The sequence below is a fragment of the Belnapia rosea genome (assembly GCF_900101615.1).
Taxonomy (GTDB): Bacteria; Pseudomonadota; Alphaproteobacteria; order Acetobacterales; family Acetobacteraceae; genus Belnapia; species Belnapia rosea.
Window position 1 is genome coordinate 1 of sequence record NZ_FMZX01000018.1, and the last position, 26,040, is coordinate 26,040.

Below are 26,040 nucleotides of genomic sequence, written 5' to 3' on the forward strand. Positions count from 1 at the left end.
CATCGGGCCGTCGGCGGCCGACACCACCAGGATCGCGCCGTCCATCTGCGCCGCGCCGGTGATCATGTTCTTCACGTAGTCGGCGTGGCCAGGGCAGTCCACATGCGCGTAGTGCCGGTTCGCCGTCTCGTACTCGACATGCGCCGTCGAGATCGTGATGCCACGAGCCCGCTCCTCCGGCGCCTTGTCGATCTGGTCATACGCCGTGAACGTCGCCCCGCCCGTCTCCGCCAGAACCTTGGTGATCGCCGCCGTCAGCGACGTCTTGCCATGATCCACATGCCCGATCGTGCCAATGTTGCAGTGCGGCTTGTTCCGCTCAAACTTCGCCTTCGCCATTGCCCGGCTCCGCTATCCCGTACGATGTATCTCGCTTGCCCGAGGGCCAGTCCGGCGGAAGGGCCCCGCCGCCCCGCCTGCCCTTTGGGCATCCCCGCGAACCGCGCGGGATATAGGCACAATTTGCAGCAGTACCAGCCAGCACCCTTGCCGGCCGGCGCGGCTGGCCCTATCAGGAAGCGTGATCGGGGTCAACGCCGGGTGGCTTCCAGGCCCGGCGTCCTGGGCGGACGTAGCTCAGTTGGTAGAGCGTCAGATTTCCAATCTGAATGTCGCGAGTTCGAACCTCGTCGTCCGCTCCAAACCGGCATTGGGGACCAGACAGGTCGGTCGCTCGCCTCAGAAGCCTTCGGAGTATCGCGCGGCCCACGCCATCGCACCGGCATCCGGCTGTCGGGACCGTGTGTAGGTGACGTTGCTCCGCACCACTTTCGCCGGCACTCCCGCCGCAAGGGAACGGGCCGGTATCGCTCCCGTCACGACGCTACGGGCGGCCACGATGGAACCGGCGCCGATCCGGCTGCCCTTCATGACAAGGGCGCCGATTCCGAGCCAGCAATGAGGCTCGAGCACCACGTCCGCGGGACTGTTCAGGATCTCACTGCTGTCCAGGTCGAAGATGGCATGAAGGTCACCGGTGAAGATGGAGATGTCCCAGGCAAGCAGAGCCGCGTCGCCAAAACACAAGGAGCGGCCGACGCCCTCGATCGTCATGGCGGCACCGCCAACCGAGCAGTTCTCGCCAAAAAAAATACCGCCGCCATTATCCAGAAACCGGATCGAGAAGGAATACCACCCCCTTCCCAGTACCACGATATTATCGCACGATTCGAAGCTGATCGATCCCTTCAACTCAAGACCCGGCTGCGCGACAATCGTATTTCTTGAATAGCCATTAAAATTGATGGATAAGTTGGCGGGATGCGGTTTGTAGCCGCAAATGATGCGGTTGCCGTCGCCAAGGTTGCCGTGGATCCTGTAGCCATGGCCGGCCGCCCGAGACCGGGCTGTCTCATCGAGTTCGATGACGACTGGATCCTCGATGCGCGGCAGCGTGAAACCTCGCTGTCCGACCTTGCCCGACAGGGCGGGATGCGCCGTGACGATGGCATCGATTGCTGGTTGGTCGATCATGAGGCGACTCTATCAGCGAACACCCCCTACCGTCACATCGCGCCGGCCCAGCGCCCGCTCCCCCTAGTAGCCCGGCCGGCCGAGCCAGTACCCCAGCGCCACCGCCGCCAGGCAGAGCGCCACCGACACCCCGATATTGGCCAGCGCCGCCGCCAGCCGCCCCTCCTGGATCAGGTCCAGGGTCTGCAGGCTGAAGGAGGAGAAGGTGGTGAAGCCGCCGCAGAGCCCGACCATGACGAAGGCGCGGATCTCCCCCGGCACCGCCAGCCGCCCGCCATCCAGCGTCAGCGCGCCGAACAGGCCGATGACGAAGGAGCCGAGGATATTGATGAGGATGGTGGCCCAGGGGAAGACCGGCCCGAAAAGCGGGAAGGTCGCCAGCACCAGCCAGTAGCGGGCCATCCCGCCGAGGGCGCTGCCCAAGGCTACCCAGGCATAGGTCATTGATGCTCTCTCCTCTCCGGTGCCGGAGAGGGCGGGGCCGGCGCCTGCGGTCGTTGAAGGGAGACCCACCCCATGTCCGGAGCTTAGGCCAGGGATGCGCCCTGGCGAAGGGGTGGCCGGCGACCTGGCTTGGTAATATGGAAGCTCCGCCGAAGAGGACGTCCCGATGCCGCAATACCGTTCCCGCACCACCACCCATGGCCGCAACATGGCCGGCGCCCGGGGCCTCTGGCGCGCCACCGGCATGAAGGACGGGGATTTCGGCAAGCCCATCATCGCGGTGGTCAACAGCTTCACCCAGTTCGTCCCCGGCCATGTCCACCTGAAGGACCTCGGCCAGCTGGTGGCGCGGGAGATCGAGGCGGCGGGCGGCGTCGCCAAGGAATTCAACACCATCGCGGTCGATGACGGCATCGCCATGGGGCATGACGGCATGCTCTACAGCCTGCCCTCGCGGGACCTGATCGCCGACAGCGTCGAGTACATGGTCAACGCGCATTGCGCCGATGCCATGGTCTGCATCTCCAACTGCGACAAGATCACGCCGGGGATGCTGATGGCGACCATGCGCCTCAACATCCCGACCATCTTCGTCTCCGGCGGGCCGATGGAGGCGGGCAAGGTGGTGCACCGGGGCCAGAAGCGCTCGGTCGACCTGATCGACGCCATGATCGTCGCCGCCGACCCGACCGTGACGGATGAGGAGGTGGCGGTCATCGAGCGCTCGGCCTGCCCGACCTGCGGCTCCTGCTCCGGCATGTTCACCGCCAATTCGATGAACTGCCTGACCGAGGCGCTGGGCCTCGCCTTGCCGGGCAACGGCACGGTCGTGGCGACGCATGCGGACCGCAAGCGGCTCTTCCTCGAGGCCGGGCGCAAGATCGTCGAGATCACCCGGGCGCATTACGAGACGGAGGATCTCTCCGTCCTGCCGCGCGCCATCGCCACCATGACCGCCTTCGAGAATGCGATGACGCTCGACATCGCCATGGGCGGCTCGACCAACACGGTGCTGCACCTGCTGGCGGCGGCGCATGAGGGTGGGGTCGGCTTCACCATGGGGGATATCGACCGGCTGTCGCGCCGGGTGCCGGTGCTCTGCAAGGTCGCGCCCTCGGTCGCCAATGTCCATGTCGAGGACGTCCACCGGGCTGGCGGCATCATGGGCATCCTGGGCGAACTTGACCGGGCCGGGCTGATCGACACCTCGGTCAGCCGGGTCGATGCGCCGAGCCTCGCGGAGGCGCTGGCCCGCTGGGACGTGCAGCGGACGGTGGATGACGGCGTGCGGCACTTCTTCCAGGCCGCGCCGGGCGGCATCCCGACCACGGTGGCCTTCAGCCAGGACCAGCGCTGGGACAGCCTCGACACCGACCGTGCCGGCGGCGTGATCCGCGACAAGGCACATGCCTTCTCGCAGGATGGTGGCCTCGCCGTGCTCCACGGCAACCTCGCCGAGGAGGGGTGCATCGTGAAGACGGCCGGCGTCGATGCCAGCATCCTTGCCTTCTCCGGCCCGGCGCGGGTCTTCGAGAGCCAGGATGCGGCGGTGGAGGGCATCCTCGGCGGCGCGGTGCAGCCGGGCGATGTGGTGCTGGTGCGCTATGAGGGGCCGCGCGGAGGGCCGGGGATGCAGGAGATGCTCTATCCGACGAGCTACCTGAAATCGAAGGGGCTCGGGAAGGTCTGCGCCCTGGTGACGGATGGGCGCTTCTCGGGCGGCTCCTCGGGCCTGTCCATCGGCCATCTCTCGCCGGAGGCGGCGGAGGGCGGCCTTGTCGGCCTTGTCGAGGATGGCGACCGGATCGAGATCGACATCCCGAACCGGCGCATTCACCTCGCCGTGCCGGATACGGTGCTGGCCGAGCGCCGTGCCGCCATGGAAGCCAAGGGCGATGCCGCCTGGCAGCCGGCCCGGCCGCGCACCCGCCAGGTCTCGACCGCGCTGCAGGCCTATGCGGCGATGGTGACGAGTGCCGCGCGCGGCGCGGTGCGCGACCTCAAGGGCATGCGGCGGGGCTAGAGTACGGTCCGCGGTCACCGGATCGCGGATCACACTCCGGCTTTCGTCATGTCGCATGATCGACGCCTCCGGCCGCCTCAGCCTTCGGCGAGGCCGGCGGCCGGCAAGCGCCCCGCCTGCCTCCTAGACCGGCAGCGGCGTGGCGGACCGGGTCCAGAGCGCCGGCTCATGGCCCCGCTCGGTCAGCAGGGCGGCGCCGAGGCCGATGGTGCCGGTGCCAAGAATGGCGACGCGCATCAGCGGGCGGCCGCGTAGCGGTTCCCGGGCACCGGCACGCCGAGATTGGCACGCAGGGTCGTCCCCTCGTACTCGGTGCGGAACAGGCCGCGGCGGCGCATCTCCGGCAGGACCAGCGCGACGAAATCGTCGAGGCCCATGGGCAGGACGGGCGGGCAGATGTTGAAGCCATCCGCCGCGCCCGCATCCACCCAGGCCTCCATGTCATCGACGATGCTCTCCGGCGTGCCAACCACGACCCTTCCGCCGAAGCCGGCGGCGATGCGGGTGTAGAGCTGGCGGATGGTCAGGTTCTCCCGCCGCGCCATCTCAAGGCCGATGCGTGCCATGCTGCGGAGCCGCGGGTCCTTCGGCTCCGGCACCGGGCCGTCGAGCGGGTAGCCGGAGAGGTCGCCCATCTGGCCATAGAGATAGGAGAGGCCGAGCTCCGGCTCGACCAGGTTGTTCAGCAGGTCGAGCTTGGCCTGCGCTTCCTCCTGGGTGCGGCCGACGAAATAGGTGACGCCGGGCATGACCTTCAGATGGTCCGGCTCCCGCCCATGCTTCGCCAGGCGGGATTTCAGGTCGGCGTAGTAGTCGCGCGCCGCCTCCAACCTGTGCGAGGCGGTGTAGACGACATCGGCGCTGCTGGCGGCGATCTCCAGCCCCTGCTCCGAGGCGCCCGCCTGCACCATGATCGGCCGGCCCTGCGGCGTGCGGGCCACGGTGAGGGGCCCGCGCACCTTGAAGTGCTTGCCCTTGTGGTCGAGCACATGGAGCTTCGACTGGTCGAAGAAGATGCCGCTGGCCTTGTCATGGACCAGCGCATCGCCCTCCCAGCTGTCCCACAGCCCCTTCACCACCTCGACGAATTCGGCCGCGCGCTCGTAGCGGGCGTCATACTCCATGTGCTGGTCGCGGTTGAAGTTCCAGGCCTCCGCCTCGGACCAGGAGGTGACGATGTTCCAGCCGGCGCGGCCGCCGCTCAGATGGTCGAGCGAGGCCCATTTGCGGGCGATGTGGAAGGGCTCGTTGTAGGTGGTGGAGGCGGTGGAGACGAGGCCGATATGGCTGGTCACCGCCGCGAGGGCCGAGAGCAGGGTCAGCGGCTCCAGCTCGGCGGTCTGGTGCGAGCGGCAGAGCGCGCCGGGCGGCTCGTCCCGGGTGCGGAGACCGATGCCGTCGGCGAGGAAGAGCATGTCGAATTTCGCCGCCTCCGCGGTGCGGGCGATGCGGAGGAAATGGCTGAGCTTCGAGGCGGCGCCGGGATCGGCCTCCGGATGGCGCCAGGCGGCGGCGTGATAGCCCAGATAGCGCATCGACAGGCCGAGCTTGATGGGCTTGCGGGTCCTCATAGGCGTCCTTGCCACCGGTGTTGGCGCATGATGCGCGGCGGCGCGCCTGGCGCAAGCGCTGCCAGACCATCCCTGCACGGAACCGTACCGTCTTTGCGTGTCCTTGCGGCAGACATTGCAGCATCGCGCCGACGGGTGGACACTCCCCGGAAGGCCCGCGACAGGGCCGTCCAAGGGAGAGGAGCCGATGATGCACCGTCGTCAATTGCTGGCCGCCCTGCCCGGTGCCCTTGCATTGCCGGCGCTCGCCGCCGAGCCGCGCGTGCTGATCCATGTGCCTCAGGCCAATCTGGCCAGCCTCGATCCGGTCTGGACCACCGCCGTCGTCACCCGCAACGCCGCCCATCTGCTGTTCGAGACGCTCTACGGCCGGGACGAGGCGCTGAACCCGCAGCCGCAGATGGTCGAGGGCCACCGGGTGGAGGATGGCGCCCGGCGCTGGACCATGCGGCTGCGGGAGGGCCTCCGCTTCCACAGCAGTGAGCCGGTACTGGCGCGGGACTGCGTCGCCTCGCTGCGGCGCTGGATGGTGCGGGACCCGATCGGCCAGACCATCGCGGCCCGGCTCGACGCGCTGGAGGCGCCGGATGACCGAACGCTGGTCTGGCGGCTGAACAAGCCCTTCGCCTCCCTGCCCTATGCCTTGGCGAAGACCCAGCCGAGCCCGGTCATCATGCCGGAGCGGGTGGCGCGGACCGAACCTTACAAGCAGGTCACCGAGATCACCGGCAGCGGCCCCTTCCGCTGGGTGGCCGAGGAGTATGTGCCGGGCAGCCGCGCGATCTTCGCCCGCTTCGACGGCTACCGGCCGCGCGAGGAGCCGGCGAGCCATGCCGCCGGCGGCTACCGGGTGAAGTTGGACCGCGTCGAATGGCGCATCATCCCCGATGCGGCGACGGCGGCCAATGCCCTCATCAATGGCGAGGTGGACTGGGTGGACCAGCCCCTGCCGGACCTGCTGCCACGGCTGAGGCGGGCGCGGGGCGTGACGGTCGGCGCGCTCGACCAGTACGGCACCTTCGGCGCGCTGCGGCCGAATCACCTGCATGGTGCGACGGCCAATCCCGCCATACGCCGCGCCATGATGGCGGCGATCGACCAGGTGGAGGTGATGACAGCGGTGATGGGCGAGGACCGTTCGCTCTACCGCGCCCCGGTCGGCTACTTCCTGCCGGGCACGCCCTCGGCCAGCGAGGCCGGGATGGAGGCGGTCAGGGCGCGGCGCAGCCCGGCCGAGATCAGGCGGATGCTGTCCGAGGCGGGCTATGCCGGCGAGCGCATCCTGCTCATGCACCCGACCGACCAGACCTTCTACGATGCCATGTCGAGCGTCGCCGCCGCGGCCTGGCGGGCGGTCGGGCTCAATATCGACGATCAGGCGATGGATTGGGGCACGGTGGTGCAGCGCCGCACCAGCATGGAGCCGCTGGAGCGGGGCGGCTGGTCCATCTTCCCGGCGGGTTATCCGGCGGCCGAGTACCGCGACCCGGTCTTTGCCTCCAACCTTCGCGGCAACGGCCGGGGCGCCTGGTTCGGCTGGCCGGAGGATGCGGAGATGGAGGCAATGCGCGACCGCTGGATGGACAGCACCGACGAGGCGGAGCTGCGCCGGCTGGACGGGGCGATCCAGGCCCGCGCCTTCGAGACGGTGCCCTTCATCCCGCTCGGCCAGTACCTGCCGCCGGCGGCCTGGCGCAGCAGCCTGAAGGGGCTGCTGAAGGGGCCGGTGCCGGTGTTCTGGAATGTGGAGAAGGGCTGATGGCTCGGTCGCCGGAGGGCACAGGCGAGGCCGGGCACCAGAAGGTGCGAATCGATCCAAGGAGAAAGCCATGCCGATGAGACGCATGGTGCTGGAAATCGGCATGGGCACCGATATCCGTGGCACCGACTATACCAAGGCCGCCGTGCGGGCGCTGCGCGATGCGCTCTGGCACAATTCCCTGACCATCACCCATGCGCTCGGGTTGCATGTGGACAGTATGGAGGTCGAGGTCCGCATCGGCGTGCCGAAGCCCGAGGAGGTGGACCAGGCCGCGGTCCTGGCCGTGCTGCCGCATGGCACCGGCACGGTGACGGTGGTGGAGGGCGGGCTCGAGATCCCGAACGAGGCGGGCACGGGCAGCACCGTCATGGCGCATGCCGCCGCGATCGTGCGGCTCGACCTGCCGGAACAGCCGGCATGACGGCGCGGCGCGTGATCCTCGAGATGGGCGCCGGCAACGACCTGCATGGCGGCGACTACACCAAGGCGGCGCTGCGGGCGGTGCAGGATGCGCTGCACCACTCCTCGCTCACCATGCTGCGCACCTTGCGGGTCGATCCGAAGACCATGCTGGTCGATGTGACGATCGGCGTGCAGCGGCCGGATCGGGTGGATGCGGAGCGGGTCCGGGCCTCCCTCCCCCATGGCATCGTCACGGTGCAGGTGGTGAAGGGCGGGCTCGACGTGCCGGATGACGAGCGGGACGATGTCGCGGTGATCGCCAGCGCGGCGATCAATGTCCGGCTTGAACTGCCCTGAACGCCCGCACCAGCCGCACCGCCCAGGCCTCGATGCCGGCATCCTCCGCCAGCAGGTCCTGGCGGACCTCGATCAGCGCCGCGGGCAGGCCGCGCGCATCGCCATGGACGGGCACGGTGTAGTCGTGCTCCGGCTCGATCCGGTAGGGCTCGTTATCGCCGATCGTCAGCCCCGGCCCGGCGAGCGCCTCGATCATCCCCCGCCCGAGTGCCACCGCATCGGCATAGAGCAGGCCGGCCTGCCAGGGCCGGGCGATGCCGAGATAGACCGGGGTGAAGCTGTGGACGCCGATGACGATGGTCGGCCGGCCCCGCCGCGCGTCGAGGCAGGCGGCGACCGCCGCATGGAAGGGGCGAAAGTAACGGTCCTGACGGGCCGCGACCTCCGCCGCCGGCAGGTCGCGGTTGCCGGGGATCTCCGTCGCCTCGCTCAGCACCGGGATCGAGGTCGGCGAGCCGAGCGGGCGGTTGCAGTCGATCAGCAGTCGCGAATAGCCGGAGAGGAAGAGCGGCGCGTCGAGACGCGCCGAGAGCTGCCGCGCCAGGGCCGCGGCGCCGATGTCCCAGGCGATGTGCCGCGCCAGGTCCGCCGTCCCCAGGCCGAGCCCCTTGTAGGGCTCGGGGATGTGGTTCGAGGCATGCTCGCAGAGCAGCACGAAGGGCGAGCTGCCCTCGGGGTTCAGCGTGGTGACGGCGGCCTCCGTCACCCCGGGATCTCGTCCGTCACCACCTGGAAATCCGCCAGGGTGCAGGGGCCGAAGGTGGTGGCGATGGCCACATCCGTCGCATCCCGCCCGCGTCCCATCAGGATGCGGCCGATGCGCGGCTGGTTGTTGCGGGCGTCGAAGGTATGCCATTCGCCGCCGAGATAGACCTCGAACCAGGCGGCGAAATCCATCGGGCCGCCAGGCGGCACGCCGATATCGCCGAGCCAGCCGGTGCAGTAGCGCGTCGGGATGTTGAGGCAGCGGCAGAAGGTCACCGCGAGATGCGCGAAGTCGCGGCAGACGCCACGGCGTTCCATGTAGGCGCCCCAGGCGGTGCGCTGGGAGCTGGCATGCTCATAGCCGAAGGTGATGTGGTTGTTCACCCAGTCGCAGACCGCCTGCACCCGGGCCCAGCCCGGCGGCGTATTGGCAAACAGCGACCAGGCGGTCTCGGACAGGCGGTCCGTCTCGCAGTAGCGGCTGCCGAGCAGGAAGACGACGGCCTCGTCCGGCAACTCCTCGACGGGATGCTGGACCGCATCGGGCACGATCCGGTCGCAGGTCCCTGGATCCCGCACCACGAAGTCGGTGGAGATGGTCAGCCGCCCGGCAGGCGCGGTGATGCGCGTGCAGAGATTGCCGAAGCTGTCATTGTACTGGCGCAGCGGGACCAATGGATCGAGATGGATATAGGAGGATGTCTCCAGGTCCGGCACCCGGGACGGGTGGGGGCTGACCATGAGCAGCATCGGCGTCGGCTGCGGGCAATCATAGACGATCTGGTAGCCGGCGCGGATGCGCATGGCGTGAAGTCCTTCTCTCGGCTGGCTCAAAGGCGAGGCGGCCCATCCTGCGCCGCCTCCGTGACACTCACCTCGACGGTCATGCCGAGGCTGTCGGAGGGGAAGCCGGTCCAGCTGCCATGCAGCGGCACGGCCTGGCGGTGGTCGCGGGCGACGGCGACGCGGATCAGGTCGCGGTTGCCGATGATGCCGTTGGTCGGATCCAGCTCCACCCAACCGGCCCCGGGGAGGTAGACGCGAAGCCAGGCATGGGTATTGCCGCCACCGACCCGCCCGCCCTGTTTCGGCACATAGAGGTAGCCGGACACGAAGCGGGCGGCGAAGCCGAGGGTGCGCACCGCCTCGATCATCAGCACGGCGAAGTCGCGGCATGTGCCGCTGCCGAGCCTGAGGGTCCGCAACGGGTCCTGCACCCCTTTCTCCTGCCGGGCGACATAGGTGAAGCGGGCCCGGATAGCATGGGTGATATCGGCCAGCAGCTCGCGCGTCGCGGTCGGGCCGTCCTTGCGAAGGAACTGCCGGGCCCAGCGGTCCAGCTCGCCGTCCGGGTCGGGGTATTGCCGCTCGATCGAGCGGGCGAGGTCGGGCATCTCCTCGACGCCATAGGAGAAGGGATAGGTTTCCGCCCCCTCTCCCATCGGCAGTTCGAGCGCATTGCCTGGCGAATGCTCGAGGCGCACCAGGCTGTGGAAGCGCAGCTCGCGCGCCCGGCCGGCAAAGCGCGCGACGGCGACGCTGTTGCCGAAGACGTCATGCAGCCAGCGCAGCTCGACCGGCTCCGGCGTGATGGTCAGCTTCGATTCCAGCAGGCGCTGGTCATGCCCCTCCCGCGGGCGGAGCATCATCCGGTGCTCGCCGAAGGCCACCGGCTGGCGGTAGCGGTAGGTCGTGATGTGCTGCACGGTGAGGACCGGCATGCCGTCAGCCAGGCCGCCGGGTCGCGGGTGGGGACAGGACGGCGGTGCCGGATGGCTGCGGCTCACACATGGCGGGGTACTCCGGTGTCGCATACGGCGGCCACGGCCGCCGGGAGTCCGGTCGGTACAAGGCATCTGCTTTGCTTGGGGATTGATCTGACATAGGGGCCGATGCCCCAGGCTGTCGAGGCGGAATGGCGGATATCCAGGCCACGGCGCCGGTTTCGCAAATTCGTGATGCCGCGATGGCGGGCCTGCATGCTCCTGTCCCGGCGCGGTTACGGCCTATACATCTGGCCTCCGTTTGAGTAGAAGCCCGCCATGCCTGCCTTTAAATCCGACAATTTCAACGACCGTCTCAGCGCCGCCTCCAAAGCCCGCCAGGCCCTGATGGAGAGGTTCCGCAACCAGCCGAAGCCGACCGACCCGGCTGTGCAGGAGCGGCTGGCGCAGCAAAAGGCGATCGCCGAGGCCCGTGAGGCCCGTATCGCTGAGCGCAAGGCGGCGAAGGAAGCCGAGGCCGCCCGCATCGCCGCCGAGGAGGCCGCCCGCCGGGCGGAGCAGGAGCGCCTCGCTGCCGAGGCCCGCCAGCGCGAGATCGAGGAGGCTGCCCGGAAGGCCGAGGAGACCCGTCAGCTCGCTCTCGAGAATGCCGACCGCGAGACCCGCGCCCGCATCCTCGACGACGAAAAGCGCCAACGGGCCCTGGCGCTGGCCGCCGAGCAGAAGGCGGCGCGGGATGCCCGCTACGCCGCCCGGAAGGCCCGCAAGAAGTAGATCCTACTCCGCCGCGGCGGCCGGGCGTGCCCCGGTGGCCGAAAGGCGGAAGCCCTCATAGCCGCGTGCGGCGATCTCGGCGCATTTCTCCCGATAGACGCCGACGCCGCCAATATAGGGCATGAAGACGCGGGGCTTGCCCGGCACATTGGCGCCCATGTACCAGGACGCCGCCTGCGGGTAGAGTGTGCGGTCGGCCACTTCATTCCCATGAGCCACCCAATCCTCCTCCGCTGACTGCGTCGCCTCGATCGTCGTCAGGCCCCGGGCGCGCAGATGGGCGAGGCAGTCGCTCAACCAATCCACATGCTGCTCGATCGAGACGATCATGTTGCTGAGCACCGAGGGGCTGCCCGGGCCGGTGATCATGAACATGTTGGGGAAGCCGGCCGTCATCAGCCCGAGATAGGTGCGCGGACCGCCGGCCCATTTCTCGGCGAGGCCCAGCCCGCCGCGGCCACGGATGTCGATGCGGGTGAGCGCCCCGGTCATCGCGTCGAAGCCGGTGGCGAACACGATGGCATCCACCTCCACCTCGCCCGCCGCGGTGCGGACACCACGCGGGGTGATGGCCTCGATCGGCGCCTCCCGCACATCCACAAGCGTGACATTCGGCTGGTTGAAGGTCTCGAAATACTCGGTGTCGACGCAGATGCGCTTGGTGCCGATCGGGTAGCCCTTGGGCGCCAGGATCTCCGCCACCTTCGGGTCCTTCACCAGGCCGCGGATCTTGTTGCGGACGAATTCCGCCGCCGTGTCGTTCGCCGCACGGTTGGTGATGAGGTCTGAGAAGGCGCCCATGAAGGCGGTGCCGCCCTTGGCCCAGCGCGCCTCGTATTCCGCCTCGCGCTCCTCCGGCGTGACCTCGAGGGCGGATTTCTCGTTCAGCCCGTAGAGGATGCCGGTGCGCATCATCCGCGCCTTGGCCCGGTGCGCCTCGTAGTCGGACTTCCACCAGGATTCGTAGTCGTCATCCATCGGGGCGTTGCGCGAGGGGATGCTGAAATTCGGCGTGCGCTGGAAGACGGTGAGATGCGCCGCCTGCCGGGCAATGACCGGGATGGCCTGGATGGCGGATGACCCGGTGCCGATGACGGCGACGCGCTTGCCGCTGAAATCCACCCCGTCATGCGGCCAGTGGCCGGTGTGGTAGGTGGCGCCGCCGAAGCTGTCTCGCCCGGCGATCTCGGGCAGCTTGGCGCTGGAGAGGCAGCCCGTGGCCATGATGCAGTAGAGGGCCGTGATGCGGTCGCCGCGATCGGTTTCGACCGTCCAGAGCCCGCTCGCCTCGTCGTATCGCGCCGAGGTCACCTGGGTCTCGAAGCGGATATCGCGCCGCAGATCCAGCGTATCGGCCACATGCGCGGCATAGCGCAGGATTTCGGGCTGGGAGGCGAAACGTTCCGACCAATGCCAGCTTTGCTGCAGCTCCGGCGAGAAGGAGTAGGAGTACTGCATGCTCTCGACGTCGCAACGGGCACCCGGATAGCGGTTCCAGTACCAAGTGCCGCCGACGTCGTCGGCCTGTTCCAGCACCACCGCCGAGATGCCGAGGCCGCGCAGCCGGTGCAGCATGTACATGCCGCCGAAGCCGGCGCCGACGATCACCGCATCGATCTTGCTCTCGGACATGGTTCCTGGTCTCCGGGCCTGTATTGGCGCTCTGTTTGATCCCCGAGGGTTGCCCCTTGCGGCCAGCCCGCCACACTCTGCCCCCTTGAGTCAACGCCCGCCGGCCGGAGACGCCACCGATGCAGGAACAACCCCGTGCGCCGCTGCGGGTCTTCTCCACCCTTGCGGTGATGGGCGCGATGCAGGCGCTGCTGCCCGAGCTGCAGGCCAGGACCGGCCAGCCCATCCATGCAGAATTCGCCCCGACCGCGGCCCTGCTGCGCCGCCTGGAGGCTGGCGAGCTGGCCGATCTCGCCATCCTCACCGCCGAGGCGGTGGAGGCGCTGATGGCCAGCGGCACCCTCCGGCTGGGCAGCCGGCGGGACCTCTGCGTCTCGGTGATCGGCGTCGCGGTGCGTGCCGGAGCGCCGCGGCCCGATATCGCGACACCCGAGGCCTGCCGCGCGGCCCTGCTTGGCGCCCGCTCCATCGCCTATTCCCGCGCCGGGGCCAGCGGCATCTTCTTCGCCGGGCTGATCGAGCGGATGGGCATCGCCGAGGCCATCAATGCCAAGGCCACAGTCATCCCCCAGGGCCTGACCGGCGAATTGGCGGCACGTGGCGAGGCGGAGCTCGCCATCCAGCAGGTGAGCGAGCTGATGACGGTGCCGGGCGTCGATATCGTCGGGCCGCTGCCGGAGGCGCTGAACACGCGGGCAGTCTTCTCGGCGGGGGTCTTCGCCGGGGCGGCGGAGGGGGCGGGCCTGCTGCTCGCCGAGATCGGGCGGGCCCTCACACCTGGCCTGCTCGAGGCCAATGGTCTCCTGCCGAGCTGAGACCTGAGCCGTTCCAATCGGCCGCAATCAGGCTAGCCTCCACGCCGGAGGAGACGTCGATGAACGAGGACAACCCCTACCCCGCCGACCTCTTCGCCGGGGAGGCCGCGCTGGTGACCGGCGCGGGATCCGGCATCGGCCGCGGCGTCGCCGCATGGCTCGGGCGCTGCGGCGCGACGGTGCTGGCGAGCGACCTCGACCCCGCGCGTGGCGAGGCAACAGCGGCAGCGCTGCGGACGGCGGGGGCCCGGGCGGAATTCCTGCAGGCCGATCTGGCGGGCGAGGATGGGCATGCGGCGCTGGCGGAAGCGGCCATGGCGCATGGGCCGGTGGCAATGCTGGTCCATAGTGCCTCGCCGCCGCGACGGGAGGGACAGACGGTTGGTGCCGTGACCCCCGCGGAATGGGATGCGATGGTCGACACCAATCTGCGATCCGGCTTCTTCCTCGCCCGCGCGCTCGGCCAGCGGATGGTTGCGGCGGGGCTGCGCGGGCGGATGCTCTTCATCACCTCCCTGCATGCCGGGACGCCGCGGAACCTGCCGCATTACAGCGCCGCCAAGGCCGGGCAGGTGATGCTGGTGCGGGAGCTGGCACGGTATTTCGGCCCGGCCGGCATCCGGGTCAACGGGGTGGCGCCGGGGGCGATCCCCGGCGGCGGCTTCCAGGGGGATTTCGAGGCCCTGGCCAAGCAGGTGCCGATGGGCCGGGTCGGCAGCCCGGAGGATATCGCGCGCGCAGCCATCCCGCTGCTCTCGGACCGTTGCATGCCTTATGTCACGGGTGCGGTGCTGCCGGTGGATGGCGGCCTGGCACTGGGCAACTGGATCGAGAGCGCCTCGGCGCTCGACGCCTAATCGGCGACCGGCTTCCCTCGCCCCCGCTTGACATCGGCCCGCTTCGACTTCCCCTCCAGGCGGCGCTTCTTGGAAGCGAGGGTGGGCCGCGTCGGCCGGCGCGGCGGCGGGGGTGGCGTCGCCGCCTCGCGGATCAGCGCCAACAGCCGCTCCAGCGCATCCTCCCGGTTCCGCTCCCGCGTGCGGAAGCGCTGGGCGGTGATGATGATGACGCCGTCCTGGGTCAGCCGGTGCCCGGCCAGCCGCTCCAGCCGCGCCCGCACCGTATCCGGCAGGTTGGGCGAGAGCCGGGCGTTGAAGCGGAGCTGGACCGCCGTCTCCACCTTGTTGACATTCTGCCCGCCGGGGCCGGAGGCGCGGATGAAGTCCTCGGTCAGCTCATCCTCGGCGATGGCGATTCGATTGGTCACCGGGATCATGGGGTGAGCCGGGGCGTCGTGGGCTGCTCGTCCTTCAGGGCGACGCCGGTGGCGCCCAGCCGCAGCGCGGCGCCGGCGAGCCAGGCCAGCTTCTCCGCCGCCGCCGCGGGCGAGAGGCCGCCGGGGCGAATATTCGAGATGCAGTTGCGCTCGGCATCCGTCCGCCCGCGCCGCGGGCCCAGGGTGAGGTAGAGGCCGAGGCTGTCGGTGGCGGAGAGGCCTGGCCGCTCGCCGATCAGCACCGCGACCATGCCGGCGCCCATCGCCTCCCCGATCTCGTCGCCGAGCGCGACCCGGGCCTGGCTTGCGAGAATGATGGGGGCGATGGCGAGGCCGGCGCGGCGCAGCAGCGGCAGGGCCGCGGCGATGAGCGCCGGGGCCTGGGTCCGCACGCCCGTGGCGCAGAGCCCGTCAGCGACGACGAAGAGGAAGGCGCCCGGCGCTGGCGGCAGCCCGGCACGATCCGTCTCGCGCAGGCGGCGGCCGAGATCGGGGCGCAGCAGATAGCTGCGGCGGTCCGCGGCCTGGCTTGCCACGCTCTGCATGGGGAGGTCCAGCGGGGCGAGCTCGGCCTCGATCGCGGCGAGGTCGAGGGACGAATGCACGGCATCCCGTGCCCGGGCATGCGCCTCCTGGAAATCGAGATGCGCCGCGGTCGGCAGCCCATGCCCGGCCCGGCCGAGCGCCACGCGGGCGGCGGTGAAGCGGCGCAGCTCCACCCAGGGAACCGGCGCGCTCATCCGAGGCCGATCAGCGCCGGTGCCAGCGGCAGCTGCCCGGCGCCGCTCGCGGCTTCGATGCCCATCCGTTCCATCCAGGCCTCGAATTCCGGGGCGGGCCGCCGGCCGAGCGCGGCGCGCAGATAGAGGCCGTCATGGAAGGAGGTGGATTGGTAGGCCAGCATCACGTCATCCGCACCCGGCACGCCCATCACATAGGTGACGCCAGCGACGCCGAGCAGGGTGAGCAGGGCATCCATGTCGTCCTGATCGGCCTCCGCGTGGTTGGTGTAGCAGACATCCACCCCCATCGGCAGGCCGAGCAGCTTGCCGCAGAAATGGTCCTCCAGCCCGGCGCGGGTGATCTGCTTGCCGTCGAACAGGTATTCCGGCCCGATGAAGCCGACGACGGAGTTCACCAGCAGGGGCGAGAATTCGCGCGCCACCGCATAGGCTCGCGCCTCGACCGTCTGCTGGTCGCAACCATGATGGGCCTCGGCCGAAAGGGCGCTGCCCTGGCCGGTCTCGAAATACATGCAATCCGTCCCCACCGTGCCCCGTCCGAGGGCGAGTGCCGCCTGATGCGCCTCCTCCAGCAGGGCGAGGGAGACGCCGAAGCTGCGGTTCACCCCCTCCGTCCCCCCGATCGACTGGAAGACGAGATCGACCGGCGCCCCGCGCTCCATGGCGAGAAGGCTGGTGGTGACATGGGCGAGGACGCAAGACTGGGTCGGGATGCCATAGCGGTCCCGCACCGCATCCAGCAGTTCGAGCAGGCGAAGGGTGGTCTCGAGGTTGTCGGTGGCTGGATTCACCCCGATCACCGCATCCCCGGAGCCGAGCAGGAGGCCGTCGAGGATCGCTGCCGCCACGCCGCGCGGATCATCCACCGGGTCATTCGGCTGAAGCCGGAGGGAGAGCCGGCCCGGCAGGCCGAGCGTGTTGCGGAAGCGGCTGGTGACGTGGCACCGGGCGGCGACCGCCACGAGATCCTGCAGCCGCATGATCTTGGAGACGCTGGCTGCCATTTCCGGCGTCAGCCCGCGACGGAGCCTGGCCAGCGCCTCCGGCCCGGCGGCGAGCAGCCAGTCGCGGAAGCCGCCCACGGTCAGGTGGGCGACGGGCGCGAATGCCCCAGCATCGTGCCGGTCGAGGATCAGTCGGGTCACCTCATCCGCCTCATAGGGGATGACGGCCTCGTTGAGGAAATGCCGCAGCGGCAGGTCGGCCAGCGCCCGCTGGGCCGCCACCCGCTCCTGCGCGGTCTCGGCGGCCATGCCGGCCAGCACATCGCCCGAACGCAGCGGTGTCGCCCGCGCCAGCAGGGTCCTGAGATCCGGGAAGAGGTAGCGGGTGCCGCCGACGGCCTGTGCGAAGCCCATGGAAGCGGTTTAGCAAGCACCGGGCCGCTCTTGCCAGCCTGGCCCGGCGGCGGGAGGATGCTGGCCAGGGACCGAGGGGAAACGCATGTCGGATGCTGCCGAAGACTGGCCGGACCAGATCTATGACCTGTTGAAGGAGCATGGCATCCGCCAGGTGGCACTGGTGCCGGATGCCGGGCATTCCCGCCTCATCAAGCGCTGCCTCGCCGACAACGACATCAAGGTCGTGACGCTCACCACCGAGGAGGAGGGCATCGGCATGCTCTTCGGCGCCTGGCTGGGCGGCGAGAAGGGCGTGCTGCTGATGCAGAGCTCGGGCGTCGGCAACTGCATCAACATGCTCTCGGTGCCGATCGCCCACCGCACGCCGCTGCCGATGATCGTCACGATGCGGGGCGACTATGGCGAGTTCAACCCCTTCCAGGTGCCGATGGGGAACGCCACCCAGACCGTGCTTGAAGCCATGGGCACGCTGGTGAAGCGTGCGGATGCGCCGGAGGATGTGGCGCCGACCGTCAATGCCACGCTCAGGATGGCCTTCAACACCTATCGCCCGACCGCGACCCTGATCGGCCAGCGCGTCATCGGCGCCAAGACATTCGGCAAGTGAGGGGCGGGAAATGACCACCATGCGCACCGGACCCACGGGCAAGCTCCTCCGCCGCGACGTGGTCGCAGCCCTCCTCGCCGATCGCGGCGGGCTCCTGGCCATCGGCGGCCTTGGCGCCCCGGCCTGGGACATCACCGCCGCCGGCGATGTGCCGGAGAACCTGCCGCTCTGGGGCGGCATGGGCGGGGCGGCGATGATGGGGCTCGGCCTGGCGCTGGCCCAGCCCTTGCGCCCCGTTGCCGTCATCACCGGGGATGGCGAGATGCTGATGGGCATCGGCAGCCTCGCCACCATCGCCGTGCAGGAGCCGCGCAACCTCTCCATCGTGGTGCTCGACAACGAGCATTACGGCGAGACAGGGATGCAGGAGACGGCGACGCGCCATGGCGTCGACCTCGTCGCCATGGCGCGTGGCGCCGGCATCGGCGACTGCCGCCTGGTGAGGACCGCCGAGGAGGTGACGGCGCTGCGCGAGGCGCTGCATGCCGGGGCCGGGCCGCTCTTCGCCACGGTGAAGATCGACGAGGCGCCCGTGCCGCTGGTGCTGCCGCCGCGCGAAGCGTCGATCCTCCAGGCGCGGATGCGCGAGGCCATCCTGGGCCAGGCCGCCCACCTGCAATAGAGCGGAACAAGCCCCATGCCCCATATCGTCTGCCTGCGTCCGGTTCATCCGGACGCCCTCGCCCTGCTCCGTGCCCGGGAGGGTGTGACGGTCGAGGTGCTCGACCCGGTGAATGACGAGACCATCGCCGCCGCCATGCCGCGGGCCGAGGCGGTGATTGTCCGCGCCACGCCGATCAACCGCGCCTTCCTCGCCCATGCGCCCAATCTGCGCATCGTCGCCCGCCACGGCGTCGGCTACGACGCGGTGGACGTGCCGGCGCTGACCGAACGCGGCATCCCGCTGACCGTGACGCCGGATGCCAATGCGGTCAGCGTCGCCGAGCATGCGATGATGCTGCTGCTGAATATCGCCCGGCAGACCCGCTTCTATGACGCGGCGACGCGCGACCTGCGCTGGAGCAACCCGCCGGTACCCTCGACCTTCGATCTCGCCGGCCGCACCATCCTGGTGATGGGCTTCGGCCGCATCGGCGGGCGAGTGGCACGGCTGGCCGCGGCCTTCGGGATGAACGTGCTCGTGCGGGACCCCTTCATCCCGCAGAACACCATCAAGGGCGCCGGCTTCCGGCCGGTGAAGGACCTGGCGGCGGGGCTGGCCGAGGCGGATGTCGTCACCATCCACCTGCCCAGCAGCGAGAAGACCCGCGGCATCGTCAATGGCGAATTCCTCGCCAGCATGAAGCGCGGCGCCGTCCTCGTGAATACCGCGCGCGGCACGCTGGTGGACGAGGCGGCCCTGGCGGGAGCGCTGACCAGCGGGCATCTCTCCGCGGCGGGCCTCGACGTCTTCTGGGACGAGCCGGCACGGGCCGACAACCCGCTGCTCAAGCTGCCGAACGTCATCGTCACCCCACATACCGCTGCGGCGACGGAGCAGAGCCTGCGGCGCATGGCCTTGTCCTGCGCGGAGAGCATCCTCCAGCTTCTCGACGGCAAGCTGGACCCCGACGTGGTCATCAACCAGGAGGTGCTGCGCGGCAACGCGTAGCGGCTGGGCATGGAGAATCCGCTGCTGGTTCTGGCCGATCACGCCGCCTCCTGGCGTGACCGGCCGCTGGCGCCCGAAGTCGCGCACCATGCGCGTCGGGCACTGATCGACTGGTTCGCGGCCCTCCTGCCCGGCTGCTCCCGGCCGCCTGCCACGCTGCTCGCCGCGGCGCTGGCGCCGGAACGGGGGCCGGGTCATTCCATCTGCTATGTCGATGGCAAGCGGGGGCCGCTGCGCCATGCCGCGCTGCTGAACGCGACTGCCAGCCATACGGTCGAGTTCGACGACATCTTCCGCGATGCCGGCTACCACCCCGGCTGCCCGACCATCCCTCCGGCCCTGGCTGCCGTGCAGCAGCAGGGCGGCGGGATGGACAGGCTGCTGCGTGCCATGGCCGCGGGCTACGAGGTCTCCTGCCGTATCGGTATGGCGGTGCAGCCGAGCCACTACAGGAACTGGCACACCACCGGCACTGTCGGCACCTTCGGCGCCGCCGCGGCAACGGCGCTGGTGCTCGGCTGCGATGCCGGGCGGATGGCGCATGCCATCGCCACGGCCGCCACCTTCGCCGGCGGCTTGCAGCAGGCCTTCCTCTCGGACGGCATGTCGAAGCCGCTGCATCCCGGCCATGCGGCGGAGGCCGGGGCGCTCGCCGCCATCGGCGCGGCGGCGGGGGTCACCGGCGCGCTCGACGTGCTGCATGGGCCGCGCGGCTTCGCCGCCGCGACCAGCGAGGATACGGGCAAGTGGGAGACAGCGCTGGCCGATCTCGACCGCCGCATCTGCATCACCGAGATGACCTTCAAGAACCATGGCTGCTGCGGCCATATCTTCGCCGCCCTGGACGCGGTGGATGACCTGCGGCGCGAGCACGGCTTCGGCGCCGACGACGTCGCCGCCATCCATGTCGGCGGCTATGGCCCGACCAAGACCGTCTGCGACCGGCCGGAGGCGCGGACCGAGCAGGAATGCCGCTTCTCGACCCAGTACTGCATGGGGGCGCTGCTGGTGCTGGGCGGTGTCCGCCTCGCCGCCTTCGCGTCGGAGAACCTGGCCAACCCCGCCATCCGCGCCGTCATGCCGCGGGTGACGGTCGAGCTGGACCCCGAGCTGGCCGATGCCTATCCCGCGCGCCGTGCAGCGAAGGTGCGGCTGACGCTGCGCGGCGGGCGGGTGCTGGAGCGCTTCCAGCCGACCCGGAAGGGCGACCCGGACGCGCCGCTCTCCGATGCCGACCTCTCCGCCAAATTCGAGGAGCTGGTCGGCCCCGTCCTCGGCGCCGCGCCGGCCTCGGCCCTGCTCGAGGCGCTCTGGCACGGCGATGCCGTGCCAGGCGTGTTGCCTATCTGAACAGTGCCGGCAGCCAGAGGCTCAGCGCCGGCACATAGGTCACCAGCAGCAGCACCACGACCATCGCCGAGTAGAATGGTGCCGAGGTCTTCGTCGCGTCCCACATCGAGACCTTGCCGACAGCGCAGGCGACGAAGAGCACGGGGCCGACCGGCGGGGTGATGGTGCCGATGCCGAGATTGACGATCAGCACGATGCCGAACTGCACCGGGTCCATGCCGATCGCCTTCACCACCGGCAGGAAGATCGGCGTACCGATCATGATGAGCGGCGCCATGTCCATGAAGGTGCCGAGCAGCAGCAGGACGATGTTGATGATGAGCAAGGTCATCAGCGGGTCGTCGGTGATGCCCTTCATCAGCGCCACGGTCTGCGCCGGCACCTGCAGCAGCGCCATCAGCCAGCCGAAGGCCGAGGCGGTGCCGATGATGAGCATCACCATGCCCGTCGTCCGCACCGCGCCGCCCACGGCATGGACGAAGCCCTGCCAGCTCAGGCTGCGGTAGACCAGCAGCACGACCAGCAGGGCGTAGATCACCGCGACGCAGGCGCTCTCGGTCGCGGTGAAGACGCCGCTGCGGACGCCGGCGAAGATGATGACGATGAGCATCAGGCCGGGGATGGCATTGAAGATCAGCCGCGCCAGGATCGCCCAGCCGGGGAAGGCCTCGCGCGGGTAGCCGCGCTTCACCGCCACCAGCCAGGCGACGACCATCAGCGAGAGCATCATGACGAAGCCGGGGACGATTCCGGCGGTGAAGAGATCCGCCACGCTGATCGCCCCGCCGGCCGCGATGACATAGAGGATCATGTTGTGGCTGGGCGGGATCAGCAGGTCGATCAGCGCGGCATTGGCGGTGATGTTGACGGCGTAATCGGGTGCGTAGCCGCGCGCCTTCATCTGCGGGATCATCACGCCGCCGACCGCGCTGGCATCGGCGACGGCGGAGCCGGAGACGCCGCCGAACAGCGTGGCGGCCACGATGTTCACCTGCCCCAGCCCACCGCGGAGATGGCCGACCATGGCGGCAGCCAGGGCCACCAGCCGGTCGGCGATCTGGCCCCGCATCATCAGGTCGCCGGCGAAGATGAAGAAGGGGATCGCCAGCATGGAGAAGACGTTCATGCCGGAGGAAAGCTGCTGGAACACCACGATCGGCGGCAGGTCCATGTACAGCACGGTAGCGAAGGCCGCGGCGCCAAGGCAGAAGGCGACCGGCACGCCGATCAGCAGCAGCAGCGTGAAGCTGCCGAGCAGCAGGGTGAGTTCCACGGCGCGCCCCTAGCTATCGGTCAGGATGGTATCGGCCGGCAGGCCAACCGGTGCCTGGCCGGTGGCCAGCCGCGCCACCAGGCGCTCGAGCCCGAACAGCGCCATCAGCGCGCCGCCGAAGGTGATCGGCAGATATTCCACCGTGCCCGGCAGGCCGAGCGTCGGCAGCGTCGCATCCCAGACGGTGAGGGCGAGGTCGCTGCCATACCAGGCCATCGCCGCGCCGAAGACGGTGATGACCGCATCGGAGAGGATGTTGCAAGCCAGGGCGAGGCCGGCGGGCAGCGAGTCACGCAGCGTCTCGAACCCCATATGGAAGCCCTCGCGCACGCCGGCCGCGGCGGCGCCGAGGATCACCCAGGCCATCAGCAGCAGGGCCGAAGCCTCTGCCCAGGCCGGCGTATCGTTCAGGACGAAGCGGCCAAAGACGCCCCAGGCGACGACGATGGTCATGGCGACCATGGCGAGGCCGGCGATGAAGATCGCCGCCCGCGCCGCGATGCCGAGCGCCGCGGAAAGGCCGTGATGCAGGGCCTGCACGCCGTTCACGCCGCGCGGATGCGGTCGACGAGGGCCTTCAACTTGGCATCGCGCACGAACTGGTCATAGACGGGCTGGATGAGCTTGGCGAAGGCCGGCTTGTCGGCCTCGACCACCGTGGCGCCGCCGGCCTCGACCTGCTTGCGGGCATCCTCCTCCATCTTGACCCAGAGGGTGCGCATATGCGGCACGCTCTCCTTCGCGGCCTGGCGGATGATCTCCTGGTCGGGTTTGGCGATGCGATCGAAGCTGCGCTTGCTCATCGCGACGATCTCGGGCGTCAGGCTGTGCTCGGTCCGCGCATATTGCTTCGCCACCTCGAAGTGGCGCGCGGTGAGATAAGAAGGGAAATTGTTCTCGGCGCCGTCCACCACGCCGGTCTGCAGGGCGGAATAGACCTCGCCATAGGGCAGCGGCGTCGCGTTGGCGCCGAAGGCCCGCATCATTGCCACCCACATGTCGGATTGCTGGACGCGGATCTTGAGGCCCTTCATCTCGTCGGGCGTCCGCGCCGGCCGGCCGCGGGTATAGAAACTGCGCGCGCCGGCATCGTAGTAGCACAGCGTGACGAGGCCATGCGGCAGCGTGCCCTTGCCGATATCCTCGCCGATCGGCCCGTCCATCACCTTCTGCATATGGGCGGTGTCGCGGAACAGGAAGGGCAGGCCGGCGACCAGCGTCTCGGGCACCAGGTTGTTCAGCGGCGCGGTGTTGACGCGGGTGATGTCGATGACGCCGAAGCGGGTCTGCTCCAGCGTGTCCTTCTCGTCGCCGAGCTGGCGGGAATGGAACATCTGGGTCCGGATGCGGCCGCCGGTCCGCTCCTCGATCAGCTTGCCCATGTACTTCACGCCCTCGATGGTCGGGTAGCCATCGGGATGGATGTCGGCGGCGCGGAGGGTCACCCCCTGGGCGCTGGCGCGGCCGCCGATCCAGGGGGCGGCAAGGGCGGCACCGAGCATGAGCCGACGGCGGATGGTGATGCTCTCCACGGATTCGTCCTCCAACGGGGCGATCTTCCGCCGCCCATTCAACTGCAATAGCAGATAGCAGCTTGCGCCCGCGTCCGGCGGGAAGTCAACGGTCGCGGCGTGGCGGCGCCAGCACGCCGTTGGTCGTGAGCGAGCGCAGCACGTGCTGGCGCATCCGGGCCTCGGCCAGGGCCGGGTCCCGGGCGCGGAGCGCGGCCAGGATGGAGGCGTGCTCGCGCAGCGCCTTCGGCATGTCCTTCGGCGTGCTGCCAAGCGCCCGCAGCCGGCCGAGATCGTCATAGGCGCGCAGCGCCTCGAGCGACTTCACCAGGAACAGATTGCCCGTGGCGCCCTGGAGGATGGCATGGAAGCGCTCGTTCAGCTCGGCCAGCGCCTCGGTATCGGCCGCGGCCGTCGCGGTGCGCATGCCGCGGACGATGCCTGCCAGTTCGGCCAGGTCCTCGCCGGCCATGCGCTCGGCGGCCAATGCCGCAGCCACCCCTTCGAGCGCCGCGCGGATGCGGCCCAGCTCGGCGAGGCGCTCCGGCCCGATCTCGGCGACGACGGTGCCGCGCCGCGGCAGGGTGACGACCATGCCATCCTGCTCGAGGCGCCGCAGCGCCTCCCGCACCGGCTGGGCCGAGATGCCGAGGGCCGAGGCCATGCGGCGTTCCGAGATTCGGCTGCCAGGCCGCAACGTTCCCTGCACGATGCTCTCGCGCAGCCGCCGATAGGCCCGCTCACCGAGCGAGAGCGTCTCCTCTTCGGCGAGGGGTTCGACCGGGATGGCGCCTGCGGACATGGACAACTGCTATAGCAGCTGCCAGGGTAGGTCGGAAGTCATTGCTGCTGGGGAAATGCCATGCGCCGGAAAAGGCCCGAGGAGTTGCGCAGCCATCGCTGGTTCGGGGTCGACGACCTTCGCGCCTTCGGCCATCGCTCCCGCCTGTTGCAGACCGGCCTTGCGGAGGGGGATTTCCGCGGCAAGCCGGTGATCGGCATCATCAATACCTGGTCCGACCTCAGCGTCTGCCACGCGCATTTCCGCACGCGTGCCGAGGAGGTGAAGCGTGGCGTCTGGCAGGCCGGTGGCTTCCCGGTGGAATTGCCGGCGCATCCGGTGACCGAGCAGTACCAGAAGCCGAGCAGCATGCTCTATCGCAACTTCCTTGCGATGGAGACCGAGGAGCTGGCGCGCAGCCACCCCTGCGACGGGATCGTGCTGATGGGCGGCTGCGACAAGACGCCGCCCGCCCTCGTCATGGGTGCGCTCTCGGCCAACCTGCCCTGCATCTTCGTCCCCGCCGGGCCAATGCTGTCGGGCAACTGGCATGGCAAGAAGCTCGGCAGCGGCAGCGATGTCTGGAAGTACAATGCCGAGCTGCGCGCCGGCAACATCACACCGGCGCAATGGAAGGACATGGAGAGCGGCATCGCCCGCAGCTTCGGCACCTGCATGACGGCAGGCACGGCGGCGACGATGATGCTGGCGGTGGAGGCGATGGGCCTCGCCCTGCCCGGCGCCTCCTCCATTCCGGCCGCCGATTCCGCCCATCCGCGCATGGCGACCGCGGCCGGGCGCCGGATCGTCGAGATGGTCTGGGAGGATGCGACACCATCCAGCCTGCTGACCCAGGGCAGCGTCGACAATGCGGTGACGGCGACCATGGCCTTCGGCGGCTCGACCAATGCCATTCCGCACCTCATCGCCATGGCGCGGCGCGGCGGCTTCCAACTCGACCTCGACCGGTTCGATGCCATCAGCCGCCGGGTGCCGCTGATCGCCAATCTGCGGCCCAATGGCGATACCTGGCTGATGGAGGATTTCTACTATGCCGGCGGGGCCCGGGCCTTCCTGGCCCGTCTCGCCCCCCATCTGGACCTCGCGGCCCGCACCGTCACGGGCGCCACACTCGGCGAGAACCTCGAGGGTGCCGAGTGCTACAATGAGGATATCATCCGTCCGCTCGACCGGCCGCTGCAGGCGGAGGGCGGCGTCGCCATCCTGCGCGGCTCGCTCGCCCCGCGTGGCGCCGTCATCAAGACCAGCGCGGCCGACCCGAAGCTGCTGACCCATACCGGCCCGGCCGTGGTCTTCGAGGACTACAACGACATGAATGCCCGGATCGACGATCCGGCGCTCGAGGTCACGGCGGATAGCGTGCTGGTGCTGCGCCAGGCCGGGCCCCAGGGCGGCCCCGGCATGCCGGAATGGGGCATGATGCCGATCCCGAAGAAGCTGTTGCAGCAGGGGGTGCGGGACATGGTCCGGCTCTCGGATGCCCGCATGTCCGGCACCAGCTACGGCACCTGCATCCTGCATGTGGCGCCCGAATCGCATGTCGGCGGGCCATTGGCCCTGGTCCGCAGCGGCGACCCGATCCGGCTCGACGTGCCCAACCGCAGCCTCGACCTGCTGGTCGAGCCGGCGGAGATGGAGCGCCGCCGGGCCGCCTGGACGCCGCCGCCGCCGCGCTACAGCCGAGGCTGGACCGCGCTGCACCTCGCCCATGTCCGTCAGGCCGATGAGGGCTGCGACTTCGACTTCCTGGAAGCCGGGGCGCCGACGCCGGAGCCGGAAATTCACTGAACCGTGTATCGATGTTTTAACGAGTGGCCAGTAGA

The 26,040-nt window shown here is 69.6% G+C and carries 27 protein-coding genes and 1 tRNA gene; 13 read left to right on the forward strand and 15 right to left on the reverse strand.

Features of this window, described 5'->3' with window-relative positions; genetic code table 11:
* Positions 1-339: GTP-binding protein (locus BLR02_RS21585; protein ID WP_176849728.1), on the reverse strand; the 339-nt coding region annotated here is incomplete at its 3' end.
* 226 nt (positions 340-565) lie between these two features.
* On the opposite strand from BLR02_RS21585, the gene BLR02_RS21590 reads away from it, so the two are divergent.
* Positions 566-641, forward strand: a tRNA-Gly gene (locus BLR02_RS21590).
* Between the two features lie 37 nt (positions 642-678).
* Here BLR02_RS21590 and BLR02_RS30580 read toward each other — a convergent pair.
* Positions 679-1,473, reverse strand: coding sequence for an acyltransferase (locus tag BLR02_RS30580; RefSeq protein ID WP_090565745.1), 795 nt, complete (start codon positions 1,471-1,473; stop codon positions 679-681).
* A 63-nt stretch (positions 1,474-1,536) separates the two neighbouring features.
* The gene (crcB, locus tag BLR02_RS21600; protein WP_090565747.1) at positions 1,537-1,917 is read right to left on the reverse strand and encodes a fluoride efflux transporter CrcB; all 381 of its coding nucleotides are present in this window, start codon (positions 1,915-1,917) and stop codon (positions 1,537-1,539) included.
* A gap of 166 nt (positions 1,918-2,083) precedes the next feature.
* Here crcB and ilvD point away from each other — a divergent pair, with 166 nt between their 5' ends.
* Positions 2,084-3,940 (forward strand): dihydroxy-acid dehydratase, encoded by a 1,857-nt coding sequence (gene ilvD, locus BLR02_RS21605; protein ID WP_090664618.1) that lies wholly within the window; start codon positions 2,084-2,086, stop codon positions 3,938-3,940.
* Between the two features lie 236 nt (positions 3,941-4,176).
* Here the strand turns inward: ilvD and BLR02_RS21610 are convergent, their stop codons facing one another.
* A complete protein-coding gene (locus BLR02_RS21610) occupies positions 4,177-5,511 on the reverse strand; it encodes an LLM class flavin-dependent oxidoreductase (RefSeq protein WP_090664619.1) in 1,335 nt (444 codons plus the stop codon).
* Between the two features lie 187 nt (positions 5,512-5,698).
* Here BLR02_RS21610 and BLR02_RS21615 point away from each other — a divergent pair, with 187 nt between their 5' ends.
* From BLR02_RS21615 to BLR02_RS21625, 3 genes are all read left to right on the forward strand, one after another.
* The gene (locus tag BLR02_RS21615; RefSeq protein ID WP_245704893.1) at positions 5,699-7,270 is read left to right on the forward strand and encodes an ABC transporter substrate-binding protein; all 1,572 of its coding nucleotides are present in this window, start codon (positions 5,699-5,701) and stop codon (positions 7,268-7,270) included.
* Positions 7,271-7,340: 70 nt separating this feature from the next.
* Entirely contained in the window at positions 7,341-7,694 is a 354-nt protein-coding gene (locus BLR02_RS21620; RefSeq protein ID WP_090565753.1) for a Lin0512 family protein, read from the forward strand.
* Positions 7,691-8,032 (forward strand): Lin0512 family protein, encoded by a 342-nt coding sequence (locus BLR02_RS21625; RefSeq protein ID WP_090565755.1) that lies wholly within the window; start codon positions 7,691-7,693, stop codon positions 8,030-8,032. Before BLR02_RS21620 ends, BLR02_RS21625 begins: the two co-directional genes overlap by 4 nt.
* Here the strand turns inward: BLR02_RS21625 and BLR02_RS21630 are convergent.
* From BLR02_RS21630 to BLR02_RS21640, 3 genes are read right to left on the reverse strand one after another with little or no spacing between them, the layout of a single operon-like run.
* The gene (locus BLR02_RS21630; protein WP_090664620.1) at positions 8,007-8,738 is read right to left on the reverse strand and encodes an N-formylglutamate amidohydrolase; all 732 of its coding nucleotides are present in this window, start codon (positions 8,736-8,738) and stop codon (positions 8,007-8,009) included. The two genes, BLR02_RS21625 and BLR02_RS21630, sit on opposite strands and share 26 nt — an antisense overlap.
* Positions 8,735-9,541, reverse strand: a complete 807-nt coding sequence (locus BLR02_RS21635; RefSeq protein WP_090565759.1) for a transglutaminase-like domain-containing protein — start codon at positions 9,539-9,541, stop codon at positions 8,735-8,737. The genes BLR02_RS21630 and BLR02_RS21635 overlap by 4 nt, the downstream gene beginning before the upstream one ends.
* A gap of 26 nt (positions 9,542-9,567) precedes the next feature.
* Positions 9,568-10,458, reverse strand: a complete 891-nt coding sequence (locus BLR02_RS21640) for a transglutaminase family protein (RefSeq protein WP_090565762.1) — start codon at positions 10,456-10,458, stop codon at positions 9,568-9,570.
* Positions 10,459-10,779: 321 nt separating this feature from the next.
* On the opposite strand from BLR02_RS21640, the gene BLR02_RS21645 reads away from it, so the two are divergent.
* A complete protein-coding gene (locus BLR02_RS21645) occupies positions 10,780-11,235 on the forward strand; it encodes a DUF6481 family protein (RefSeq protein WP_090565764.1) in 456 nt (151 codons plus the stop codon).
* Between the two features lie 3 nt (positions 11,236-11,238).
* On the opposite strand, the gene BLR02_RS21650 is transcribed toward BLR02_RS21645, so the two are convergent.
* Positions 11,239-12,867, reverse strand: coding sequence for a flavin-containing monooxygenase (locus tag BLR02_RS21650; RefSeq protein WP_090565767.1), 1,629 nt, complete (start codon positions 12,865-12,867; stop codon positions 11,239-11,241).
* Positions 12,868-12,986: 119 nt separating this feature from the next.
* On the opposite strand from BLR02_RS21650, the gene BLR02_RS21655 reads away from it, so the two are divergent.
* Both BLR02_RS21655 and BLR02_RS21660 read left to right on the forward strand, forming a co-directional pair.
* Positions 12,987-13,682: a substrate-binding domain-containing protein gene (locus tag BLR02_RS21655; RefSeq protein WP_090565769.1), complete on the forward strand. Its 696-nt coding sequence runs from the start codon at positions 12,987-12,989 to the stop codon at positions 13,680-13,682.
* Positions 13,683-13,741: 59 nt separating this feature from the next.
* Positions 13,742-14,539 (forward strand): SDR family NAD(P)-dependent oxidoreductase, encoded by a 798-nt coding sequence (locus BLR02_RS21660; protein WP_090565771.1) that lies wholly within the window; start codon positions 13,742-13,744, stop codon positions 14,537-14,539.
* Here BLR02_RS21660 and arfB read toward each other — a convergent pair.
* From arfB to BLR02_RS21675, 3 genes are read right to left on the reverse strand one after another with little or no spacing between them, the layout of a single operon-like run.
* Positions 14,536-14,958 (reverse strand): alternative ribosome rescue aminoacyl-tRNA hydrolase ArfB, encoded by a 423-nt coding sequence (gene arfB / locus BLR02_RS21665; protein ID WP_090664621.1) that lies wholly within the window; start codon positions 14,956-14,958, stop codon positions 14,536-14,538. The two genes, BLR02_RS21660 and arfB, sit on opposite strands and share 4 nt — an antisense overlap.
* Positions 14,955-15,698, reverse strand: a complete 744-nt coding sequence (eutC, locus tag BLR02_RS21670; RefSeq protein ID WP_090664622.1) for an ethanolamine ammonia-lyase subunit EutC — start codon at positions 15,696-15,698, stop codon at positions 14,955-14,957. Before eutC ends, arfB begins: the two co-directional genes overlap by 4 nt.
* Positions 15,695-17,059, reverse strand: coding sequence for an ethanolamine ammonia-lyase subunit EutB (locus BLR02_RS21675; RefSeq protein ID WP_090565777.1), 1,365 nt, complete (start codon positions 17,057-17,059; stop codon positions 15,695-15,697). The genes eutC and BLR02_RS21675 overlap by 4 nt, the downstream gene beginning before the upstream one ends.
* A gap of 85 nt (positions 17,060-17,144) precedes the next feature.
* Here BLR02_RS21675 and BLR02_RS21680 point away from each other — a divergent pair, with 85 nt between their 5' ends.
* The 4 genes from BLR02_RS21680 to BLR02_RS21695 are packed head-to-tail and all read left to right on the forward strand — an operon-like array spanning position 17,145 to position 20,631.
* On the forward strand, positions 17,145-17,669 hold the full coding sequence (locus tag BLR02_RS21680) for a thiamine pyrophosphate-binding protein (protein WP_090565779.1): 525 nt from the start codon (positions 17,145-17,147) through the stop codon (positions 17,667-17,669).
* A 19-nt stretch (positions 17,670-17,688) separates the two neighbouring features.
* The gene (locus tag BLR02_RS21685) at positions 17,689-18,291 is read left to right on the forward strand and encodes a thiamine pyrophosphate-dependent enzyme (protein WP_090664659.1); all 603 of its coding nucleotides are present in this window, start codon (positions 17,689-17,691) and stop codon (positions 18,289-18,291) included.
* A 15-nt stretch (positions 18,292-18,306) separates the two neighbouring features.
* A complete protein-coding gene (locus BLR02_RS21690) occupies positions 18,307-19,281 on the forward strand; it encodes a hydroxyacid dehydrogenase (RefSeq protein ID WP_090664623.1) in 975 nt (324 codons plus the stop codon).
* Positions 19,282-19,290: 9 nt separating this feature from the next.
* Positions 19,291-20,631, forward strand: coding sequence for an MmgE/PrpD family protein (locus BLR02_RS21695; protein WP_090664624.1), 1,341 nt, complete (start codon positions 19,291-19,293; stop codon positions 20,629-20,631).
* Here the strand turns inward: BLR02_RS21695 and BLR02_RS21700 are convergent.
* From BLR02_RS21700 to BLR02_RS21715, 4 genes are all read right to left on the reverse strand, one after another.
* Positions 20,624-21,904 carry a TRAP transporter large permease gene (locus BLR02_RS21700; RefSeq protein ID WP_090565786.1) on the reverse strand — a complete coding sequence of 427 codons (1,281 nt, stop codon included), beginning with the start codon at positions 21,902-21,904 and terminating at the stop codon, positions 20,624-20,626. The two genes, BLR02_RS21695 and BLR02_RS21700, sit on opposite strands and share 8 nt — an antisense overlap.
* 9 nt (positions 21,905-21,913) lie before the next feature.
* On the reverse strand, positions 21,914-22,453 hold the full coding sequence (locus tag BLR02_RS21705) for a TRAP transporter small permease (protein ID WP_218127470.1): 540 nt from the start codon (positions 22,451-22,453) through the stop codon (positions 21,914-21,916).
* Positions 22,450-23,451 (reverse strand): TRAP transporter substrate-binding protein, encoded by a 1,002-nt coding sequence (locus tag BLR02_RS21710; protein ID WP_218128023.1) that lies wholly within the window; start codon positions 23,449-23,451, stop codon positions 22,450-22,452. Before BLR02_RS21710 ends, BLR02_RS21705 begins: the two co-directional genes overlap by 4 nt.
* 70 nt (positions 23,452-23,521) lie before the next feature.
* A complete protein-coding gene (locus tag BLR02_RS21715; protein ID WP_090565788.1) occupies positions 23,522-24,217 on the reverse strand; it encodes a GntR family transcriptional regulator in 696 nt (231 codons plus the stop codon).
* A gap of 60 nt (positions 24,218-24,277) precedes the next feature.
* On the opposite strand from BLR02_RS21715, the gene araD reads away from it, so the two are divergent.
* A complete protein-coding gene (gene araD / locus BLR02_RS21720) occupies positions 24,278-26,005 on the forward strand; it encodes an L-arabinonate dehydratase (protein WP_090664625.1) in 1,728 nt (575 codons plus the stop codon).
* Positions 26,006-26,040 lie beyond the last annotated feature (35 nt).

Coding starts and splice junctions, on each gene's coding strand:
- BLR02_RS30580 (WP_090565745.1), bottom strand. CDS start 1,473: ATGATCGACCAACCAGCAATCGATGCCATCGTCACGGCGCATCCCGCC.
- crcB (WP_090565747.1), bottom strand. CDS start 1,917: ATGACCTATGCCTGGGTAGCCTTGGGCAGCGCCCTCGGCGGGATGGCC.
- ilvD (WP_090664618.1), top strand. CDS start 2,084: ATGCCGCAATACCGTTCCCGCACCACCACCCATGGCCGCAACATGGCC.
- BLR02_RS21610 (WP_090664619.1), bottom strand. CDS start 5,511: ATGAGGACCCGCAAGCCCATCAAGCTCGGCCTGTCGATGCGCTATCTG.
- BLR02_RS21615 (WP_245704893.1), top strand. CDS start 5,699: ATGATGCACCGTCGTCAATTGCTGGCCGCCCTGCCCGGTGCCCTTGCA.
- BLR02_RS21620 (WP_090565753.1), top strand. CDS start 7,341: ATGCCGATGAGACGCATGGTGCTGGAAATCGGCATGGGCACCGATATC.
- BLR02_RS21625 (WP_090565755.1), top strand. CDS start 7,691: ATGACGGCGCGGCGCGTGATCCTCGAGATGGGCGCCGGCAACGACCTG.
- BLR02_RS21635 (WP_090565759.1), bottom strand. CDS start 9,541: ATGCGCATCCGCGCCGGCTACCAGATCGTCTATGATTGCCCGCAGCCG.
- BLR02_RS21640 (WP_090565762.1), bottom strand. CDS start 10,458: ATGCCGGTCCTCACCGTGCAGCACATCACGACCTACCGCTACCGCCAG.
- BLR02_RS21645 (WP_090565764.1), top strand. CDS start 10,780: ATGCCTGCCTTTAAATCCGACAATTTCAACGACCGTCTCAGCGCCGCC.
- BLR02_RS21650 (WP_090565767.1), bottom strand. CDS start 12,867: ATGTCCGAGAGCAAGATCGATGCGGTGATCGTCGGCGCCGGCTTCGGC.
- BLR02_RS21655 (WP_090565769.1), top strand. CDS start 12,987: ATGCAGGAACAACCCCGTGCGCCGCTGCGGGTCTTCTCCACCCTTGCG.
- BLR02_RS21660 (WP_090565771.1), top strand. CDS start 13,742: ATGAACGAGGACAACCCCTACCCCGCCGACCTCTTCGCCGGGGAGGCC.
- arfB (WP_090664621.1), bottom strand. CDS start 14,958: ATGATCCCGGTGACCAATCGAATCGCCATCGCCGAGGATGAGCTGACC.
- eutC (WP_090664622.1), bottom strand. CDS start 15,698: ATGAGCGCGCCGGTTCCCTGGGTGGAGCTGCGCCGCTTCACCGCCGCC.
- BLR02_RS21675 (WP_090565777.1), bottom strand. CDS start 17,059: ATGGGCTTCGCACAGGCCGTCGGCGGCACCCGCTACCTCTTCCCGGAT.
- BLR02_RS21680 (WP_090565779.1), top strand. CDS start 17,145: ATGTCGGATGCTGCCGAAGACTGGCCGGACCAGATCTATGACCTGTTG.
- BLR02_RS21685 (WP_090664659.1), top strand. CDS start 17,689: ATGCGCACCGGACCCACGGGCAAGCTCCTCCGCCGCGACGTGGTCGCA.
- BLR02_RS21690 (WP_090664623.1), top strand. CDS start 18,307: ATGCCCCATATCGTCTGCCTGCGTCCGGTTCATCCGGACGCCCTCGCC.
- BLR02_RS21695 (WP_090664624.1), top strand. CDS start 19,291: ATGGAGAATCCGCTGCTGGTTCTGGCCGATCACGCCGCCTCCTGGCGT.
- BLR02_RS21715 (WP_090565788.1), bottom strand. CDS start 24,217: ATGTCCGCAGGCGCCATCCCGGTCGAACCCCTCGCCGAAGAGGAGACG.
- araD (WP_090664625.1), top strand. CDS start 24,278: ATGCGCCGGAAAAGGCCCGAGGAGTTGCGCAGCCATCGCTGGTTCGGG.